Below are 20,344 nucleotides of genomic sequence, written 5' to 3'. Positions count from 1 at the left end.
AATCCACTATATTGGTGTTAAAGTTCTGCAACGAGAATGGCAATAACGGTTCCCTGCATTGATTACATAAGTCCCGCAAGTTTGGGGATGATATGGTTAGATCAAAAACCTATATAAGTTGATTAATCATTGACGCAACTTGTTTGTGTTAATCTGCTTAAGCTCAACGGATATAGCTTATATTGAAACTGGAGGGAAGTCACATGTCAGATCATCCAATTCAAGGATTAATGGAAACTGCAATGGAAAATATCAAGGGCATGGTGGATGTCAATACAATCGTTGGCGATCCTGTAGAAACACCGGATGGTACCGTCATTTTGCCTATTAGTAAAGTCGGATTTGGCTTCGCGGCAGGCGGAAGTGATTTTAATGTAAGTGATGGAAAAGGTAGCAGCGCATCAAGCACAACGGAACATGCTCATTCCGCAAAGGTTGCTTCCCCATTTGGCGGTGGTAGTGGTGGCGGTGTATCCATCCGTCCAATCGCTTTTCTGGTTGTCGGCAAGCAAGGTGTGCACATCGTGCCGCTTGATAATTCGACGCACTTGTTTGAAAAATTGATTGATTCGACACCTTATGTACTCGATCGCATTCAGGAAATGTTCCGCCACCGTAATCATGGCACAACGGAACATGATGTTAGAGTGACAACGGATCATACAACGTATAGCTAAGTCATATGATTAATTCATAATCCCTCTCTCACTTCAAAAGTGCAAGAGGGATTTTTGCTGTTTGCTCAACGACAATTTATTGTATTTTAGGGTGATTCTATTTTAGATGAGACAGAAGTCTGTGAACGGCCTAACCTAAACATCAAATAGATCTTAAGGGTGAAAGGTAGTGCCATAGAGATACAGTATTGTTACCCTATTACTTGACTTCCTGAAGGATGGAATCAATCAATTGATCATCAATCAGTGTGCTTGCTTTTTCCAGAGCCGGTAACATGCCCTGAGGCTGTTCAAAATAAATAGTTTGAAGGATGGGAACTACCTCATCCAGTTCAATTTTTTCTGCTTTTACCATACTAATCAAGGCAACAACGATCTCGTGTCCCTCTACATTACCTTCCATAAATCTCGCCCTTAAATGATGAGCAACGGTTTCGTTCTTTGACTGCGAGTACGCCATTATATTTCCCTCCGTCAGTTCGAATATCTGAGCAGAACTCCCCCAAATGCAAGTCTAAACCGGGCTAGATTAGGAGTCTTAACAATAATAAGTGAGATGGTTTATTTTATCAACAGAATCTGGGCAGGAGGGTGGTCGACACTTGTTCCTGTTTGAAGACCTGAAAAAAGAACTTTCTACGGATCAGTTTCTAGGGCCAACCTTTCTATTAATTGGTCTACTCTAGCGTTATTGCAAAAAATAACTTGCGAACATAAGTTCGTATTTGTTATCATGAATGTAATCTAATGGAAGAGGAGGGTCTGGAATAGGTTTGCAAGAGTGTGCTCAGGGGAAATGTCGTCACAGGCTGCGAGTTAAAAACATTTGCTGGGATGGAAAGGAGGATGTTACTCAAGAAATATTGTTAATACAGTCAAAGATATGTACCGCAAATGTATGTCCAAAAAAATCTTAGTGTCGTTAAATTTCTTAAGATCGTTTGAATAGTTTATAGATCGTGAATAGATTAAGATACGTACATAGGGAGATCCAAATGGGAAAATATTCTGAACATATTCATAGCAAGTTAAAAGAAAATAAGAAATATTATAGTATGGACGATAATGCTAATATAGAACGCTGTCAGACGGATGAACATTTTCTTGGAGAATGCATTGTAGTTAATGAAAATCTAATTTGGCACTCCGTGCACAAATACATTGGCAGACCTGAACTTTTGACTAAAAATCACTGTGTGGAGAAAGATGACATTCTTCAATTGGGCCGATTGGGATTCCTCAAAGCTGTTAAAGCGTTTGATACGTCCCGAGGTGTGAAATTCAGTTCTTTTGCTGTTACAGCCATAGTTAGAGAGATTCGCTGTTTTTTGAGAGACAGCGCGAATATTATTCGTCCGACACGTACAGCGACAGATTTAATTCACCGTATCAATCGTTTGGAACATGATATGGGGTATCTTCCAGATGCGCATGATATTGCAGTTTTACTTGATGAGGAAGAAGATAAAGTAAACAAGGCGCTTCAGGTGGGCAAGGGTGTCAAATACCTGGATGAGCCCGTAGGTGCAGATGATCAGCATCCTCAATCGATTACCCTTATGGAAACCATCTTTAGTGGAGAAGATATGGAAGCGAATGTGTTGGACAAAATGTATGTTGATGCTGTGCTTGATTCAGTGAAGCGTAAGCTTAGTGAACAAGAAGTTACGGTGTTGAAACATCGAGTAGACGGATTTAACCAGACACAGACAGCCGATATGGAAGATATCAGCCAGATGAGAGTATCCAGAATTATGAGAAAAGTAGCTAAGATGCTGGAGCAATCCAATAAAATGTATATGTAGAACGACAATAGGAAAATAGATTTGAATGACTGAGGTCTTACATAACGATCCCTCTGGCACTTTAAGGTGCAAGGGGGATTTTTACTGTTTTTTCCTGTGCGGGACATACTCCGGGTTGTCCAGACATAGGATAGTACAAGATTCCAAGCGACCCGGAGGAATGTGGATGCGAAAATTAATGAAGGTTATTGTAGGTACGCTCATGCCTGTACTGCTACTTTCAATTATGGGTGCATCGTCAGTTCATGCGACCATTGCTGGACCGTCTACTCATGCGCAAAGTGCAGCGCTCATCGATGTGACATCAGGGCGAATTCTGTATAGCAAAGATGGGGACAAGGAGTCGCGCATCGCAAGTTTGACTAAAATCATGACAGCCATCGTTGCGATTGAAGAAGGTAAGTTAGATGCAAAGGTCAAGGTTACACCGTCTTCTTTTGCCAAAGAAGGGTCTTCGCTATACCTTAAATTGGGCGAGGAGATGACACTGGAAAATATGCTATACGGTCTTATGCTTCGCTCAGGTAATGATGCGGCTTCGGCAATTGCTGAGCATGTCGGCGGCTCGGAAGAAGGTTTTGTTTTGCTTATGAATAAAAAGGCAGAGCAGATCGGATTGACTCGTTCTCATTTTATGAACCCGCATGGTCTGGATGCCGAAGGTCATTACTCTACCGCGAACGATCTGGCGAGGTTAACGGCTTACGCGCTCCATAACCCGGTATTCAAACGCATCGTGGCAACAGAAAATAAATCCGCCCCAAATCCGAATGAAAGCTGGGAGTACTCCTGGCATAACAAAAACAAAATGCTTCAATTATATGAAGGTGCGGATGGGGTGAAAACCGGATACACCAAAAAAGCCTTTAGATGTCTGGTCAGCTCAGCGACTCGTAACGGGCAACAGCTAGCCGCGGTGACACTTAACGATGGCGATGACTGGAACGATCATGCGAAGATGCTGGATTTCGGTTTCGAAAATTTTCCACTAATCGAGATTGCCAAGCAGGAACAGCCTGTTCAGAACATGGAACTCGTAACAGGGCGCGGATTTAAATACCCGCTCGCCAAAGGGGAACAGGAGGACATAACCAAGAAATTGATTCTGCTGGATAAACGTTCACAGGACGCTGTGACAGAGAAAAAACAATCCACCGATCCTTCGTTTGGACTGGCCGGACGAATTGAAATGCAGTTGAAGGGCGAACCAATCGGCTCGATACCTGTGTATTACAAAGGTAGCTATATTCCGCCAGAGCCGCCCATTGCAGATGCTACTATAGGTGGAATAGGAGAGGTTACGACTTGGGTTTCCGCATGGAAGGCAGTATTAAGCCGACTGTTATCGCCTTGATTTTGATTAAGGATGGAAATGATCGTTGTTGTGCTTGCTGTTACTGGGAGGGATGATTTCAATGATCAATCTGATCTGGTTAATGATGATCTTGATCGGCTTTGTTTTTGCAGCAGTGAACGGGAAGATTGAAGTGGTCACTCAGGCAGCATTTGATGGTGCGGCAACCGGAGTGACGGTATGTTTCGGTCTGATCAGTGTACTCGTATTCTGGATGGGAATGATGAAAATGGCCGAAGATGCCGGCCTTCTTGAACGGATTGCGAAGCTGCTTGGGCCGGTGGTCGGATTTCTCTTTCCCGATGTACCGAAAAACCACCCGGCTATGGGTTACATCTTATCCAACATGAGTGCAAATTTGCTTGGACTAGGGAATGCGGCTACGCCCATGGGAATCAAGGCGATGCAACAATTGCAGGAACTGAATCCAGACAAGCAGAGCGCATCTCCTGCTATGTGTACACTGCTGGCGTTGAATACCGCGAGTATTACGATTATTCCAACAACGCTGATAGCGATCAGGTTGAACTATCATTCTGCGAACGCCACGGAGATTGTAGGCACAACTTTAATGGCTACCATTATCGCTACGCTTGCTGCCATTATGGCCGATCGCTGGTATCGAAATAGAACTCTCCGCAAATCGCCGCGTATATCCAAGAGCGGTAATCCTGGTATGAAAGGATGAGCACCTTGTTAACCTTCATTAACTGGATATCTGTCTGGGCCATACCGGTTATTATCGCGTTTGTTCCATTATATGCGTTTACCAAAAAGGTCCCGGTCTATGAATCCTTTGTTGATGGGGCCAAGGATGGCTTCTCGACTGCAATCAGCATCATCCCACATCTGGTGGGTATGATGGTTGCCATTAGTGTTTTTCGTGCATCGGGGGCACTGGATTTTGTGATTCAGTTCTTCACTCCTCTCGTCTCCTGGATAGGTGTGCCTGGAGAAGTACTTCCGCTAGGTATATTACGGCCATTAACGGGGACAGGCTCACTTGCATTTACAACGGATTTGATCAAAACGTACGGTCCTGACTCCATGATTGGCCGGATGGCCTCTACCATTCAAGGTAGTACGGATACGACGTTATATGTGCTAACTGTGTATTTCGGGGCAGTCGGCATTCGGAACGGACGATATGCGCTCAAAGTTGGATTGTTTTCGGACGTCGTTGGATTTATTGCTGCACTTGCCATTTGTTTGATCGTTTTTGGTTAAACTATTACTCCTTTCCTTCCGATATACTAGTTATGCTAGAATAATAACGGAGGAGAGTGAGACATGCAGAAAAGTTGGAAACGAATGCTCCGTTACGGATTGACAAGTATGCTCGCTATAACGATGCTTGCAGGTTCGACAGGGTTAGCAGGTGCTCAAGCTGAACAGACGATCCATTTTACGGGTTACTTCGACAAATCATTACGTGCTCAAATGGCGACTACAGCCGATTCTTTTCCGGTTGTTAATGTGCGTTTGGTTAAAGCAAATGAACCGGATATGGTTTATTATGACGTAGGAACTTCGATTCTAATATCCAAAGATGAAGTACTAACCAATTACCATGTTGTTCAGGAATTCGCTGAGCTGTCTGGTGGAGATAAAGGGACGTTGACGGTAGCGAGCCCAGGAGCGCTTAATAAGGCGGTTAAAGCTAAAATTATTAAAACAGATCCTGTAACGGATATGGCTTTACTCAAGCTGGACAAACCGATTGACGCTGAACCGGTGAAGTTTGCTGATGCGAGGGACAATCAGGTTGTGTATACCATTGGATTTCCTAAAAATCCTTCGGGAGATCTTGTCATATTAGATGATGATTTGCCTTCAACTTACAACACGATAGCTAAGAGTCGGGTATTTAGTGCTCTGGCTAGTGAAGTACCGGGAAAAGTAGGCATTGGAAGCATCGTCAAAGCAATGGCTCAAGGCAACTCAGGTGGACCAGTGCTTGATCAGAATAAACAGGTCGTTGGCATGATGACGTTTGTATATGGTGGACGGACGTATTTTATTTCTTCAAAGACATTGCAGACGTTTGTGAAAGAAGCATCGGTTCCAGCGAAAAAGCCGGTTGTGGTGGCAGGCAAAGTTGCGAATTAAATGAAATACGAATTAAATAGATGATAAGGGTTTACTTTTGCGTGGTCTGATCGAAATCAGCCGTGGCGAGGGTAAGCTTTTTTTGTATATCGAGACTATAAAATATCTGTTCTTGCACACACAAATTAGCGATAAAGCTCGAACGTTTACAAAAACATTGGATAATCCTTGTGATTTCCCGGTTGGATGGGTATCATTAGTGTGAGGTGACATGACAAACATGGAAAGATTACAAAAAATTATCGCACAGGCAGGCATTGCATCCCGCCGCAAGAGTGAGGAACTGATCCTGTCCGGCAAAGTGGAAGTTAACGGGGAGGTCGTAACCGAACTGGGTACGAAAGCAAACCCCGAAGAGGATATCATTACGGTCAATGGAAAACCGATCCGCAGTGAGAAAAAAGTGTATTTGATGCTGAATAAACCTAAAGGGGTTATTACAAGCGCATCAGATCCGGAAGGCCGGAAAATTGTATCGGATTATCTGAAAGGTGTTAAGGAACGTGTTTATCCGGTAGGACGTCTTGATTATGATACCGAAGGGTTGCTTATTCTGACCAATGATGGCGAATTTGCGCACCTGCTGACGCATCCTAAACATCACGTACCCAAAACGTATCTGGCAACGGTTAAAGGGGTACCCCATGGTACGGAACTGGAAAAGCTCAAAAATGGAATTATGCTTGAAGACGGTATGACAGCGCCAGCAGAGGTCGAGTACAAAGATGTGGACACAGCAACCAATGAGGCTGTTATTTCAATTACGATTTATGAGGGACGAAACCGTCAAGTAAGACGTATGTTTGAGGCAATCAATCATCCGGTAACTCGTCTGAAGCGGATTTCGTTTGGAGGCATTTTGTTGCAAAATCTGAAAAGAGGGCTGACACGTAATCTGACCAAAGAGGAAGTTAACAATCTGATTACGCTCGCAAAATCGGAACCCGCCAAAAAAATGAAAAAAAGGTAATGTGAGGACACATAATTTTCATAAAACCGCCGCAGATTTGTGACGAAATTCGCTATAATTGTTCATAGAGTGTTCACAGTTTCTATAACAAGAAGGCAAATCAATATTATCGTCACTTTAAAGGGGAGCAGCACATGGGAAAATCAAGAAGAACGGTGCAAATCGTTATTTTGTGCTTGATCCTGGTGTTGGGTGGATACGCGATTACAACATCGGTATCCGGCTCGAATGGCAAGCCAAAGGAAGGGGATCGAGCCCCTTCTTTTGAACTGCTGGGCCTGGATGGTCAAGTTCATACGTCTGATGAGTATCAGGGAAAAGCGATGGTTATCAATTTTTGGGGCACATGGTGTGAGCCTTGTGTGAAAGAAATGCCTGCTCTTCAAGCGCAGGCTGACAAATGGAAAAATAAAGGTGTGCAATTTGTAGGAATCAACGTTGGAGAAGATCAGATGACGGTAGATAATTTTGTACGGCAGGTGGGTGTTACATTTCCGATTATGTTGGACCGGGATAAAAACTCCGTTCGAGACTATGGGATCTCTCCGATGCCAACAACGTTTTTCGTATCTGAAACGGGAAAAATCTCCACTATTCATATCGGGCAATTGGATTTGGACACACTTGACGCTCAAATCTCACAGCTGGCGAAGCAGCCCTGACAGGAGGTCTACTTGTGTTCCAAAATACGAAATGTGAGTGTGGTCATCAGAATCCGGTAGGAACCGTATTGTGCGAGGCGTGTGGTAAGCCGCTTCAGGAGGAAACCGCTCAATCAAATGAAGTGTTAGAGATGCGTTATGATGGGATGGCTCGGCGTTCACAGCGAAGTAATCCCAATATTATTGATCGCATATGGAATTTCTTTTCATCTGTCAAAATTGCAGTTTATATGATTGTGCTCACGCTCGTTGGTTCGATGTTAGGTACGATCTACCCGCAAGAAAGTACATTTCTGAATATTGATCCTTCGGTTTATTACAAAGAAACTTATGGTCAGTTAGGCCATATTTATTATCTTCTCGGTCTGTCTCATACATATGAATCCTGGTGGTTTATTCTACTGCTGGTGATGATCGGAGCATCGCTTGTGATCTGTAGTCTGGATCGTGTGCTTCCACTGTACAAAGCGCTGAACAAACAGCGAATACGGAAACACCTGCAATTCCTGACGCGGCAGCGACTTGTGTATCAAGGTTCTGTAGAAGAGGCACCTGAAGAGTGGATTAAGAAAGCGGTTACTCCGCTTCGTAAGAAGGGGTATCGTGTTCACACACAAGGGGATGCTTTGCTTGCGGAGAAGCAACGTTTTAGCCGCTGGGGCCCTTATGTGATTCATATCGGACTTATTATTTTTCTGCTCGCTGTTCTCGCTCGCGGACTTCCGGGTTTAAATCTGGACGAACATGTTGCTTTTCCTGAAGGGGAAATTAAAAAAATTCCAAACACGTCCATGTATCTGAAAAATGAGAAGTTTAATGTGGAGTTTTATAGTGACGACGAAGTCCCTGAGCAGTTCAAAAATCTGAATAAAACGGTTCCCAAGTTATTTGAAACCAAGGTTGTTTTGTACGAATGCACAGCCGATTGTTCGGATCTCTCCAAAAAACCTCAGCTTGCCGAGGTTGCAAGACATGACGTGCGGGTAAACCAGCCGCTGAATTACCAAGGTCTTAAAGCATACCAGTTTGACTATGACCTAACCCCGACGATTCGTTCGGTGACACCGGATCTGGTCAATGTGAAAACGGGTGAGGTATACGGTTCTTTGAAGATTGACATGATGGATACGCAACGCACCTTTGAGGCGGGACCATACACATTGACGGTGAAAGAAAAATTTATGGATTTTGCTCTGGATGATAAGGGTGAACCGAAATCAAAATCACCTTCACCCAATGCACCTGCATTTCTATTTCATATTGAAGGTCCGGATCTGCCAGAGAAGGGGATTCAATACTTATATTTTGCCAAACAAATCGACAAGCAACGCTTTCAACAGGACGCGATCAATCGCCAGCTTGTAGGAGGGAAACTTCCATTACAACTGGAGGTCGACAGTATGGACAAGGTAGATCTTATTCAATCGGTAAGCTACCTGAATATACGTGTGGACAAAGCGATGCCGTTTGTATGGGTAGGGGCTGGCATTGTCATGCTGGGTCTTGTCATGGGCTTTTACTGGCATCATCGTCGCATTTGGATTCGGTTCGATGACGGGCGAATTACGCTTGGCGGGCATACCAACAAGAACTGGTTCGGCTTCCGACGAGAAGTTGCTGGCATTTTGAAACAGATGAATCTGGAAGTGGATGAGAAGTCGTTGGATAACGGGGGGAACCAAGCATGAGTATACTGGATTTCAGCAGCGATGCATTTATCGTATCCTTTTTTCTGTATTGTGCTGCATTTTTGTTATATGCTGTTGCCGTCATGGGCAAGAAATGGAGTAACCGTGATCCGATCGATCATATGAATCGTTGGGGTAAACGGGCGTTTATCGCATCTACGGTTGCGTTGACAGCACACTTGGTCTTCTTTATCACCCGCTGGATTGGTGCAGGCCATATTCCGGTAAGTAATATGTACGAATTTATGTCCTTTTTATCCATGATGATTATGGTAGCGTTTATCGTTGTGTACGCAATTTACCGCAAATCTCTGCTGGGCTTGTTTGCACTTCCGCTCACGATTATCATTATGGCATATGCAGCCGTATTTCCACAGGAAGTTCAGCCATTGATTCCCGCATTACAATCGATTTGGTTGAAGATCCACGTTACGCTGGCAGCCTTGGGTGAAGCGTTTTTCGCTGTAGGTTTTGCTGCGGGATTTATGTATCTGCTTCGTACCGTTGATTTTAGTGGAAAAGACAAATCTTCTCGTCGTCAGCGCGGATGGGTGGAGTTCACGCTCATTACCATCGTTGTGGTGATCGGATTTATTGGAACAGTGTTTGCCTTCCGTGCATCCGGTTATGAGGCCGTTTTTGTACAGAAAACAGTCACCATTGACACAAAGGGAGAGGAAAATAGTACAATAGAGAAAGTGATTTATCGCATGCCTCCTATTTTTGCTCCATATAATAGTGAAGTGGAGAGCCTGAAACCGTTCCTTGGAATGAAGGAACCGTTGCTTGAAACGCCTTCATGGATGAATGGCGTGAATGCAGGACGTAAGCTGAATACAGTCATCTGGTCGATCCTTACGGGTCTGATTCTGTACGGAATCATTCGTTTAGTTGTACGCAGACCGCTTGGACAAGCGTTGCAACCGATGATGAATGGAATTGATGCAGATGACCTTGATGAGATCAGTTATCGCGCTATTGCGATTGGATTCCCTATTTTTACGCTGGGAGCTCTGATCTTTGCTATGATATGGGCACAAATTGCCTGGAGTCGCTTCTGGGGCTGGGACCCCAAAGAAGTATGGGCACTGATCACTTGGCTGTATTATAGTGTGTATTTGCACTTGCGTTTATCCAAAGGATGGCAGGGACAGAAGTCCGCTTGGCTTGCTGTGCTCGGTTTCCTGGTTGTCATGTTTACACTGGTTGGTGTAAATCTGATCATTGCAGGATTGCATTCCTATGCTGGAGCAGACTAGTAAAGTCAGTTAAAAGTAGTGGCAAAACTACGGTAATTCATGATATACCCGTTTCATTAAAACAGGTATTCAAATATTGTTCGCAAGATCGAACATAATAGAAGTGATGAGGAGTTATTGTAAAGGGGCTTGAGTGGGCATGTCAGAACATGAGAATCGTATTTTGGTCGTAGATGATGAAGAAAGAATCCGCAGGTTGCTTAAAATGTATCTTGAAAAAGAAGGTTATGAAATTGATGAAGCGGAAGACGGCGAAACAGCCCTTCGTAAAGCAACGGCCGGGGATTACGGCCTGATTTTGCTAGATGTTATGCTCCCGGGCATGGATGGTGTTGAAGTGTGTACCCGTCTTCGTCAGGTGAAATCTACCCCTGTATTAATGCTTACCGCAAAGGGGGAAGAGATTAACCGTGTACAAGGTTTTGAAGTAGGGGCAGATGATTATGTGGTGAAGCCATTCAGTCCGCGTGAAGTGATTTACCGGGTGAAGGCTATTCTGCGTCGGTCTTCGGCAACAGCGTATCTTTCCAAGGAAAGCAATTCAAGCAACAATATTGTTTTCCCGCATCTTGTTATTGAGCACGATGCACACCGGGTGACTGCGGGTGGTGAAGAGATCAGTTTGACACCTAAAGAATATGAATTGTTGCATTACCTTGCAACATCGCCGGATAAGGTTTTCTCCAGAGAAGAATTGCTTAAGGATGTATGGAACTATGAATTTTTCGGTGATCTTCGTACCGTGGATACCCATGTGAAGCGTCTTCGCGAGAAGCTGAACAAGGTATCACCTGAATCGGCAGCGATGATAACAACCGTGTGGGGTGTCGGTTATAAACTGGAAGTACCGAAATAACTTTGCTTTCTGGAGATCACTGGTTGGAAAGTTATGGATTACAATTATATGCCTTGTGGGCTGTGTACTGATTGCGCTGGGGCTCTTTCTGCTACCCTATATCGATACCAACTTTGCTGAGTCTGAATCTAGGGACATCAAAAGGCTGTTTACTTATATTTGCATTGTCGGATTCAGTCTAACAACGTTTTTTGCATTATTTCTGTTCACCAAAATTACACAGCCTATGCAACAATTAATTCAGGCAGCTAATGCCATCCGTAAAGGGAACTATGGAACGAGACTTTCTCTCCGTACCAATGACGAAATTGGTGAACTTGCCAATACGTTTAATCACATGGCTGTTCAACTGGAAGATACCATTCGTAATTTGAATCATGAAAAGGAGCATTTGGCAAGTGTGCTGCGAAGCATGACGGATGCGGTGATTACTTTTGATGGTGAAGGCAAGGTCATTTTGACGAATCCGCCTGGTGAGAAAATTATGCAGGCATGGTATGCTCTCGACTGGGCTCAGGAGGATGAGGGGTTGGATGGTTATCCTTCTGCGAACCCGTCCCGTGATGTTCCCGAACCGCTTGTCCCCTTATTCAGACTGGTGATGGAGCAAGGCGGGGACCAGAGTTCCAATGTTCATGTGCAGCAAGGAGTATGGTCTGTTCAAATGGCTCCCTTGTATGCAGATAGTGTGGTGCGAGGCGCGGTGGCTGTTTTGCGAGATGTTACCGAAGAAGTGAAAATGGAGAAGATGCGCCGAGACTTCGTTGCCAATGTATCTCATGAGATTCGTACACCGTTATCAATGATGCAGGGATACAGCGAGGCTTTGCTTGACGGGATGGCAACATCGCCCGAAGAGAGTGAAGAGCTGATTCAGGTCATTCACGATGAGTCACTGCGGATGGGTAGATTGGTCAAGGATTTACTTGATCTGGCCCGTATGGATGCAGGGCATACCGACATGAACATGAAGGAAGTTGAACTCGGTGAACTTCTCGAACGTATTTATCGCAAATTTATGGTGCGCTCGAAGGAACAGGGGATTCAACTTCAATTCGAATGCAAACAGCAGATGATCTCACTTCAACAAGCAGATGAAGACAGGCTGGAGCAAGTATTCACGAATTTACTGGATAATGCATTCAGACATACACCTGTTGGTAAAAGTGTGAAAATTTCTGCTGAACTTGTAACTAACTTGCGTGCTCCTTTTGCGAGAATAAGTATAAAAGATCAGGGTGTGGGTATTCCTACATCTGACCTACCTTTTATTTTTGAACGTTTTTATAAAGCGGATAAAGCTCGCGTTCGGGGAGAAAGTGTGGGAACCGGGCTTGGCTTGGCGATCGTAAAAAACATCGTAGATGCTCATCAGGGCACGATTCATGTCAATAGTGTGCTAGGTGAAGGAACGGAGTTTATATTACAATTTCCGGTAGAATCTTCGAAATAGGTTGATTTTAAACAAAATGTGCCGAAACACCCTCTGATAGAGGGTGTTTTTTTGTTGAAGTATTCCGTTTAATCTTGTTCAACGTGGAACAAGATCGTATCCTTTTTTTGTCCGCAAAAAAATGTCCAAGATAATTTTTGAACTCCTCCTTCATAAGATTGAAAAATAAGATGTCTAAGGAGGATTGATTAAAGTATGTCCGATGGACGTAAAAGAGTAAATATTAAAGCGTTCTTGGAAGGGAGATCATTCCGGGCAGGTTCGCCGTTTATACCCATAACAGCTAGTGAGCTTGAGCAATATGAGTCGATTCTTCGTTCTCTTGCTGTAACCATTCCCGGTGCAATTAGTCAGCCGAGTGCATCAAATATACTTGCGTTGCAGAACGGATTACGTCAGTTACTTACTTTTGTGAATGAATCTGAGTTCCGAGCTGGGGTAAAAGCAGAGCTTCAAGCTGTATTAGAACTGACCATTGCTTCTTCTGAAGTCATTCCTGTTGCTTTAATTAATCTCGCAGGGAATTTGCAAAATCTGTTGGATGACTTGTTAAGTGTAACATTGCTTTTGGAGGTACCTCCCGAAGTAAAAGATCGGTTAGTCGGATTAATTCGCTCCATATCTATCTCGCTAAGCAGAGCCACAACGACTTTTGGTACGGGGGGAATTACAGGGGCAGCAGGTCCTCCCGGTGTTCCGGGCGTACCAGGGGTCCCTGGAGTTCCTGGATTGAGAGGAGCTACTGGTCCAACAGGTGCAACAGGGCCAGCTGGTTCTGCGGGTGCTGTCGGCCCTATAGGCCCGCAGGGTCCACAAGGTCCACAAGGTCCACAAGGAGCGACAGGAGTTCCGGGAGTAGGATTAAACAATATTACAACGTTTAACCCTGCAGCTGGATCAACTTACGCGCAGGGCCAGGTAGTTAGTTATGATGGAAGTCTTTTTGTGGCTAACGTAAATGGCCCGGTGGGTGTACCTGGAAGTTCACCTGATTACACGCTTTTGCTTGCTGCTGGTTCTACAGGTGCAACCGGGGCAACGGGTGTAGGGCTTTCTGGAGCTGTTGCCTTTGATGCTACTCTTGCACCTGGATATCCAGCAGGTCAAGTCGTTACCTATAATGGCAGTACGTATATTGCCAGTGTGGCAGGTCCGACAGGGACACCAGGTACATCTTCGGACTATACATTGATCGCTGCATCAGGAGTGACAGGAGCTACTGGGGTAGGTCTTAACGGTGCTATTACTTTTGACCCAGCTCAAGCGCCAACGTATTCATCAGGCCAAGTGGTGACGTTCAATGGTAGTACGTATATTACCAATGTCGCTTCACCGGCAGGTACGCCTGGAAGTTCACCTGATTATACATTAATCGCCGGTGCGGGAACGACGGGGGCCACCGGCCCTACAGGCGTCGGGCTTACAGGGATTGTACCATTCGATCCTGCTCAAGCGCCGACATATCCAGCAGGTCAGATTGTAACGTCTAACGGTAGCACATATATTACAAATGTCGCCGCGCCGACGGGTACACCAGGAAGTTCACCGGACTATTCGTTGCTTGCCGGAGCAGGCTCAACTGGAGCAACCGGAGCAACTGGTATAGGTTTAGAAGGAGTTATACCATTTGATCCGGCTGTTGCCCCGACGTATTCATCAGGCCAAGTGGTGACGTTTAATGGTAGTACGTATATCACCAATGTGGCTTCACCAACGGGTACACCAGGAAGTTCACCAGATTATACATTACTTGCTGGAGCAGGACCATCAGGAGCTACAGGATCGACAGGAGTTACTGGTGCAACTGGAGCGACGGGTGTAGGGTTGAGTGGAATCGTCGCGTTTGACCCAGCAGTAGCTCCGACGTATCCAACTGGTCAAGTGGTGACGTTTAATGGCAGTACTTATGTCACCAATGTAGCCTCGCCTACAGGCACGCCGGGCACCTCACCGGATTATACGTTACTAGCAAGTGCAGGAGTCACAGGAGGAACAGGTGCTACTGGGGCAGGTGTAACGGGTAGTACAGGTATAACAGGGAGCACGGGGGCCACCGGCGTAGGGTTGAGTGGAATCGTCGCGTTTGACCCAGCAGTAGCTCCGACGTATCCGGCCGGTCAAGTTGTGACGTTTAATGGCAGTACTTATGTCACCAATGTAGCCTCGCCTACAGGCACGCCGGGCACCTCACCGGATTATACGTTACTAGCAAGTGTAGGTGCGACAGGGGGAACTGGGGAAACGGGAATAACGGGCGCGACCGGTATTGCTGGAGTGACCGGAGCCACAGGAGTAACGGGAGTGACTGGTGAAACCGGGTTAACTGGAGCCACGGGTACAGCCGGAGAGACTGGAGCAACCGGTGCAAGCGTTACGGGAGCGACGGGGGCCACCGGCGTAGGTTTAAGTGGCATCGTGGCATTTGATCCAGCAGTAGCCCCGACGTATCCGGCCGGTCAAGTGGTGACGTTTAATGGCAGTACGTATATCACCAATGTGGCCTCGCCTACAGGTACACCGGGCACGTCGCCGGATTATACTTTGATTGCAAGTGCCGGGGCGACAGGTTTAACTGGAGAAACGGGAATAACGGGCGCGACCGGTATTGCTGGAGTGACCGGAGCCACAGGAGTAACGGGAGTGACTGGTGAAACCGGTGTGACTGGAGCCACGGGTACAGCCGGAGAGACTGGAGCAACCGGTGCAAGCGTTACGGGAGCGACGGGGGCCACCGGCGTAGGGTTGAGTGGAATCGTGGCATTTGACCCAGCAGTAGCCCCGACGTATCCGGCCGGTCAAGTGGTGACGTTTAATGGTAGTACGTATATCACGAATGTAGCCTCGCCAACGGGCACGCCAGGCACCTCGCCAGACTATACGTTACTAGCAAGTGCAGGGGCGACGGGTATAACTGGTGTCACTGGAGAAACAGGAGTAACGGGTGCGACCGGTATTGCTGGAGTGACCGGGGCCACAGGAGTAACAGGATTGACGGGTGAAACCGGTGTGACTGGCGCCACGGGAACAGCCGGAGTGACCGGAGCAACCGGAGTAAGCATTACGGGAGCGACGGGGGCCACGGGCATAGGATTAAGCGGCATCGTGGCATTTGATCCAGCAGTAGCCCCGACGTATCCGGCCGGTCAAGTGGTGACGTTCAATGGTAGCACGTATATCACCAATGTGGCCTCGCCCACAGGCACGCCGGGCACCTCGCCAGATTATACGTTACTAGCAAGTGTAGGTGCGACAGGTATAACTGGTGTCACTGGAGAAACAGGAGTAACGGGTGCGACCGGTATTGCTGGAGTAACGGGAGCCACAGGAGTAACAGGATTGACGGGTGAAACCGGTGTGACCGGAGCCACGGGTACAGCCGGAGATACTGGAGCAACCGGTGCAAGCGTTACGGGAGCGACGGGGGCCACCGGCGTAGGGTTAAGTGGCATCGTGGCATTTGATCCAGCAGTAGCCCCGACGTATACGGCCGGTCAAGTGGTGACGTTCAATGGTAGCACGTATATCACGAATGTAGCCTCGCCAACGGGCACGCCAGGCACCTCGCCAGACTATACGTTACTAGCAAGTGTAGGTGCGACAGGTATAACTGGTGTCACTGGAGAAACAGGAGTAACGGGTGCGACCGGTATTGCTGGAGTAACGGGAGCCACAGGAGTAACAGGATTGACGGGTGAAACCGGTGTGACCGGAGCCACGGGTACAGCCGGAGATACTGGAGCAACCGGTGCAAGCGTTACGGGAGCGACGGGGGCCACCGGCGTTGGTTTAAGTGGCATCGTGGCATTTGACCCAGCAGTAGCCCCGACGTATCCGGCCGGTCAAGTGGTAACGTTTAATGGCAGTACGTATATCACGAATGTAGCCTCGCCAACGGGCACGCCAGGCACCTCGCCGGATTATACGTTACTAGCAAGTGTAGGTGCGACAGGGGGAACTGGGGAAACGGGAATAACGGGCGCGACCGGTATTGCTGGAGTGACCGGAGCCACAGGAGTAACGGGAGTGACTGGTGAAACCGGGTTGACTGGAGCCACGGGTACAGCCGGAGAGACTGGAGCCACCGGTGCAAGTATTACGGGAGCGACGGGGGCCACCGGCGTTGGTTTAAGTGGCATCGTGGCATTTGACCCAGCAGTAGCCCCGACGTATCCGGCCGGTCAAGTGGTAACGTTTAATGGCAGTACGTATATCACGAATGTAGCCTCGCCAACGGGCACGCCAGGCACCTCGCCGGATTATACGTTACTAGCAAGTGCCGGGGCGACAGGGGGAACTGGGGAAACGGGAATAACGGGCGCGACCGGTATTGCTGGAGTGACCGGAGCCACAGGAGTAACGGGCCCGACTGGCGAAACCGGGGTGACTGGTGCAACGGGTACGTCCGGAGTGACGGGAGCAACCGGCGTAAGCATTACTGGCGCAACCGGAGTCACGGGAGTTACAGGACCGACTGGCGAAACCGGGGCGACGGGTGCAACGGGTACGTCCGGAGTGACTGGAGCCACGGGAGTTACAGGACCGACTGGCGAGACCGGGGTGACTGGTGTAACGGGTACGTCCGGAGTGACGGGAGCAACTGGCGCAAGCATTACGGGTGCAACCGGAACCACAGGAGCCACAGGCTTGACGGGTACAACTGGAGCAACAGGAACGACTGGTGCTACAGGCGCAACCGGAGCTACGGGTACAGGGGCAACGGGGGATACCGGAGCCACAGGAGCCACAGGTACGTCCGTAACAGCAACCTCAGCTTTTGCTGAAAATACGAGTGGTACGATCCTTGTTCTTTTGGGTGGTACATTGATTCCATTGACAAACAATCAAAACATTGGAACAGGTATTACGGTCAATGGCTCTAGCGATACGTTTACTTTGGCTAACACAGGAAGATACTTTATTTCTTACAAAATCAGTTTAACAGCTGCAGCCCTGATACAGTCCCGGGTGTTGCTTAATGGCACAGCGATTCCAGCCAGTGTTGTCTCGCCCGCGCTTTCCTTGAGTCAATTGCAAACAGAATTTATCGTCTCGGCTACAGCCGGTTCGACAATCCAACTTCAGCTTTTCGGCCTTGTGGCCACGGCTGTACTTGCACCACCAGGTGCAACATTAACGATTATTCAATTAAGTTAACTGTCCTTAATCTCACAGAACGCAAAAAAGACGGGAGCAATATGTTCCCGTCTCTTTTTTTCATTTAATGAGTCCTTTGTATTAACCGAGCACAATCTCAACAGCTGTATTTAATTCAGGCAGAGATGTAAGCTGAACCAACACATCTTTTGGCACTTCTTTATCAACGGTGAGGATCATGATCGCAGCACCACCAATAATTTTACGTCCAACCTGCATGGATGCGATGTTTACGTCATTTTGACCAAGCAAAGTACCTACACGTCCAATGATACCCGGTTTATCGTTGTGCGAGATCAAAATTTGATGGCTTTCCGGCGCAATATCTACAGGGAATTTATCAAGACGAACAATACGTTCGCCGTATCCTGCAAGAAGCGTACCTGCCACGCGGCGTTCTTCAGCATCTTGTGTTGTTACAAGTGTTACGGTGATTAGGTTTGTGAATCCTTTTGTAGCAGAGGTTTGGCTCACAACCACATTCAGATCACGAATTTTGGCCAAGTGCATGGAGTTGACAATATTGGCTTCTCCGCCCAGATGTCTTGCTAGAATGCCTTTCACAATGTAACGAGTGAGCGGTGATGTATCCACTTCTGACAGATCACCCGCATAGTCAATGCGAATCTCTTGGACTGCATTTTGAGTAATTTGTGCTGCAAAACTTCCCAATGTTTCACCCAATTTAAAGTAGGGTTGCAGTTTGTTCATGACGGTTGGTGCGACAGCTGGCATATTAACCGCATTTTTAAATGGTTCATTGCGAAGAATGTGAAGAACTTGTTCAGATACGTCAATCGCAACGTTCTCTTGAGCCTCTACGGTTGATGCGCCCAAGTGAGGTGTAACGATAATGCTTGGATGATTCAGGAATGGATGATCTGCTGCAGGTGGCTCGCTTTCGAATACGTCGAATGCTGCTCCAGCAACAATTCCTTCATCAATCGCTTCTACAAGCGCCATTTCGTCAACTACACCGCCGCGTGCACAGTTAATAATACGCATGCCTTTTTTCATGACTTCAAATTGCGGGCGGGAAATCATATGACGTGTCTCTGGTGTGAGTGGAGTGTGCACAGTCATAAAATCTGCATTACGGATAATATCATCCACACTTGCCAGCTTGACTTGCAGTTTCTCGGCACGCTCCTCTGTGAGGAACGGGTCATAAGCGAGAATGTCCATTCCGAATGCTTTGGCGCGTTTGGCTACTTCGCTACCGATTCTTCCCATACCGAGTACACCGAGTGTTTTATTTCTTAACTCCACACCGAGGAACGTTTTACGATCCCATGTACCCTGAATCGTTTTGGCATATGCCTGCGGAATATGTCGTGCCAGTGCCATCATCATGGCAAAAGTGTGCTCACAAGTCGTAATGGTATTACCGTCAGGTGCATTAATGACAATGATACCGCGTTGTGTAGCAGGTTCCAGTTCAATATTATCTACGCCAACTCCTGCGCGTCCAATCACTTTAAGATTGGTGCCAGCCGTCATAATACGTTCAGTAACACGGGTCTGGCTACGAACGAGTAGGGCATCATAATCTCCGATAATGGCAACAAGCTCATCTTCACTAAGTCCGGTTTTCTTCTCGACAACGACATCACTTGCATCCACCAGCTGCTGAATTCCCAGATCACTGATTGGATCTGACACTAACACTTTGTACATGGTTTCTTCCTCCTTAGGTTTGTATATCTATAATCGTCAAGGTTTGTTCTCCGGCAGGAGACGTTCCTTAAAACCAAAGTAATTCTTCCCTCCAACAACGCGGTGTCGTAGCAGAGGAGGAGGGTAAACTAACAGGGTGATTCCACAGGATTCTTTTATCAAAAACAATCAAAAAAACTCTCAATCCACATACTGCTTGCGCAATAAGGGACGAGAGTTGTCGTGGTACCACCCTAATTCACCGCCGTTTCGCAACGACAGTCTTAGCGGTCAATGAAGACCGAAGAGGATAACGGGTCTAAACCGATTGCACCTACTCCAATTTCAATGCAATAACTCAGGAGCGCTCAAGATCATCTGCCTGCCACCGATTTACACCAACCATCGGCTCTCTGAAAGACAAAGCAACGTCTTTTTTCCATCATCGTGTTTGACGTAACTAATTTTTCATAATGTATCATGGCTTACATGAGCATGTCAATAGGCTTAAATGTTTTAATTCCTGACGTTGAAGGCTGTGATTTCCGGACCTTCTGAGAGTGTAATCTATCTACTTAGAATCATTTTTATTGAGATTTATATGCTTGAACATACTGTTTCGTGAAAGAAAGTTCACTGCATTGATGAAGTAACGTTTTGATGTGATCAACCGGGACTTGGGACAGGTCTTGAACCGGATT

General features: G+C 46.7%; 15 protein-coding genes and 1 other annotated feature. Of the genes, 13 read left to right on the top strand and 2 right to left on the bottom strand.

Annotated features, from left to right (window positions below):
- Window positions 1–203 precede the first annotated feature (203 nt).
- Window positions 204–677 (top strand): GerW family sporulation protein, encoded by a 474-nt coding sequence (ytfJ, locus tag FS818_RS10670; RefSeq protein WP_123062207.1) that lies wholly within the window; start codon window positions 204–206, stop codon window positions 675–677.
- Between the two features lie 199 nt (window positions 678–876).
- On the opposite strand, the gene FS818_RS10665 is transcribed toward ytfJ, so the two are convergent.
- Window positions 877–1,137 (bottom strand): hypothetical protein, encoded by a 261-nt coding sequence (locus FS818_RS10665; RefSeq protein WP_145331774.1) that lies wholly within the window; start codon window positions 1,135–1,137, stop codon window positions 877–879.
- Between the two features lie 535 nt (window positions 1,138–1,672).
- Here FS818_RS10665 and FS818_RS10660 point away from each other — a divergent pair.
- The 12 genes from FS818_RS10660 to FS818_RS29490 all read left to right on the top strand — a co-directional run bounded on the left by FS818_RS10660 (window position 1,673) and on the right by FS818_RS29490 (window position 17,987).
- Window positions 1,673–2,482, top strand: coding sequence for a sigma-70 family RNA polymerase sigma factor (locus FS818_RS10660; protein WP_145331773.1), 810 nt, complete (start codon window positions 1,673–1,675; stop codon window positions 2,480–2,482).
- A 166-nt stretch (window positions 2,483–2,648) separates the two neighbouring features.
- Entirely contained in the window at window positions 2,649–3,836 is a 1,188-nt protein-coding gene (locus FS818_RS10655) for a D-alanyl-D-alanine carboxypeptidase family protein (protein WP_145331772.1), read from the top strand.
- Between the two features lie 61 nt (window positions 3,837–3,897).
- A complete protein-coding gene (locus FS818_RS10650) occupies window positions 3,898–4,524 on the top strand; it encodes a nucleoside recognition domain-containing protein (protein WP_145331771.1) in 627 nt (208 codons plus the stop codon).
- A gap of 5 nt (window positions 4,525–4,529) precedes the next feature.
- Complete coding sequence (locus FS818_RS10645) at window positions 4,530–5,063, top strand: spore maturation protein (protein WP_145331770.1); 534 nt, start codon at window positions 4,530–4,532, stop codon at window positions 5,061–5,063.
- A gap of 63 nt (window positions 5,064–5,126) precedes the next feature.
- Window positions 5,127–5,945: a S1 family peptidase gene (locus FS818_RS10640; protein WP_145331769.1), complete on the top strand. Its 819-nt coding sequence runs from the start codon at window positions 5,127–5,129 to the stop codon at window positions 5,943–5,945.
- 220 nt (window positions 5,946–6,165) lie between these two features.
- Window positions 6,166–6,915, top strand: coding sequence for a pseudouridine synthase (locus FS818_RS10635; protein ID WP_123062202.1), 750 nt, complete (start codon window positions 6,166–6,168; stop codon window positions 6,913–6,915).
- Window positions 6,916–7,049: 134 nt separating this feature from the next.
- The gene (locus tag FS818_RS10630; RefSeq protein WP_145331768.1) at window positions 7,050–7,577 is read left to right on the top strand and encodes a redoxin family protein; all 528 of its coding nucleotides are present in this window, start codon (window positions 7,050–7,052) and stop codon (window positions 7,575–7,577) included.
- Between the two features lie 14 nt (window positions 7,578–7,591).
- A complete protein-coding gene (gene resB, locus FS818_RS10625) occupies window positions 7,592–9,265 on the top strand; it encodes a cytochrome c biogenesis protein ResB (protein ID WP_145331767.1) in 1,674 nt (557 codons plus the stop codon).
- On the top strand, window positions 9,262–10,524 hold the full coding sequence (gene ccsA / locus FS818_RS10620) for a cytochrome c biogenesis protein CcsA (protein ID WP_145331766.1): 1,263 nt from the start codon (window positions 9,262–9,264) through the stop codon (window positions 10,522–10,524). The genes resB and ccsA overlap by 4 nt, the downstream gene beginning before the upstream one ends.
- 139 nt (window positions 10,525–10,663) lie before the next feature.
- Window positions 10,664–11,380 carry a response regulator transcription factor gene (locus FS818_RS10615; RefSeq protein ID WP_110894386.1) on the top strand — a complete coding sequence of 239 codons (717 nt, stop codon included), beginning with the start codon at window positions 10,664–10,666 and terminating at the stop codon, window positions 11,378–11,380.
- Window positions 11,381–11,435: 55 nt separating this feature from the next.
- Window positions 11,436–12,833, top strand: a complete 1,398-nt coding sequence (locus FS818_RS10610; RefSeq protein WP_145332848.1) for an ATP-binding protein — start codon at window positions 11,436–11,438, stop codon at window positions 12,831–12,833.
- 195 nt (window positions 12,834–13,028) lie between these two features.
- A complete protein-coding gene (locus FS818_RS29490; RefSeq protein WP_186375456.1) occupies window positions 13,029–17,987 on the top strand; it encodes a BclA C-terminal domain-containing protein in 4,959 nt (1,652 codons plus the stop codon).
- Window positions 17,988–18,068: 81 nt separating this feature from the next.
- On the opposite strand, the gene serA is transcribed toward FS818_RS29490, so the two are convergent.
- Window positions 18,069–19,664, bottom strand: a complete 1,596-nt coding sequence (gene serA / locus FS818_RS10590) for a phosphoglycerate dehydrogenase (protein WP_090917287.1) — start codon at window positions 19,662–19,664, stop codon at window positions 18,069–18,071.
- A 203-nt stretch (window positions 19,665–19,867) separates the two neighbouring features.
- Window positions 19,868–20,098, bottom strand: a binding site (T-box leader).
- Between the last annotated feature and the right edge of the window lie 246 nt (window positions 20,099–20,344).

Source organism: Paenibacillus xylanexedens, assembly GCF_007680605.1.
Classification (GTDB): domain Bacteria; phylum Bacillota; class Bacilli; order Paenibacillales; family Paenibacillaceae; genus Paenibacillus; species Paenibacillus xylanexedens_B.
Note: the sequence above shows the minus strand (reverse complement) of the source record. Positions and strands in the feature narration are given on the sequence as shown.

Coding starts and splice junctions, on each gene's coding strand:
- FS818_RS10650 (WP_145331771.1), top strand. CDS start 3,898: ATGATCAATCTGATCTGGTTAATGATGATCTTGATCGGCTTTGTTTTT.
- FS818_RS10615 (WP_110894386.1), top strand. CDS start 10,664: ATGTCAGAACATGAGAATCGTATTTTGGTCGTAGATGATGAAGAAAGA.
- ytfJ (WP_123062207.1), top strand. CDS start 204: ATGTCAGATCATCCAATTCAAGGATTAATGGAAACTGCAATGGAAAAT.
- FS818_RS10665 (WP_145331774.1), bottom strand. CDS start 1,137: ATGGCGTACTCGCAGTCAAAGAACGAAACCGTTGCTCATCATTTAAGG.
- FS818_RS10630 (WP_145331768.1), top strand. CDS start 7,050: ATGGGAAAATCAAGAAGAACGGTGCAAATCGTTATTTTGTGCTTGATC.
- serA (WP_090917287.1), bottom strand. CDS start 19,664: ATGTACAAAGTGTTAGTGTCAGATCCAATCAGTGATCTGGGAATTCAG.
- FS818_RS10655 (WP_145331772.1), top strand. CDS start 2,649: ATGCGAAAATTAATGAAGGTTATTGTAGGTACGCTCATGCCTGTACTG.
- FS818_RS10660 (WP_145331773.1), top strand. CDS start 1,673: ATGGGAAAATATTCTGAACATATTCATAGCAAGTTAAAAGAAAATAAG.
- ccsA (WP_145331766.1), top strand. CDS start 9,262: ATGAGTATACTGGATTTCAGCAGCGATGCATTTATCGTATCCTTTTTT.
- FS818_RS29490 (WP_186375456.1), top strand. CDS start 13,029: ATGTCCGATGGACGTAAAAGAGTAAATATTAAAGCGTTCTTGGAAGGG.
- FS818_RS10640 (WP_145331769.1), top strand. CDS start 5,127: ATGCAGAAAAGTTGGAAACGAATGCTCCGTTACGGATTGACAAGTATG.
- FS818_RS10635 (WP_123062202.1), top strand. CDS start 6,166: ATGGAAAGATTACAAAAAATTATCGCACAGGCAGGCATTGCATCCCGC.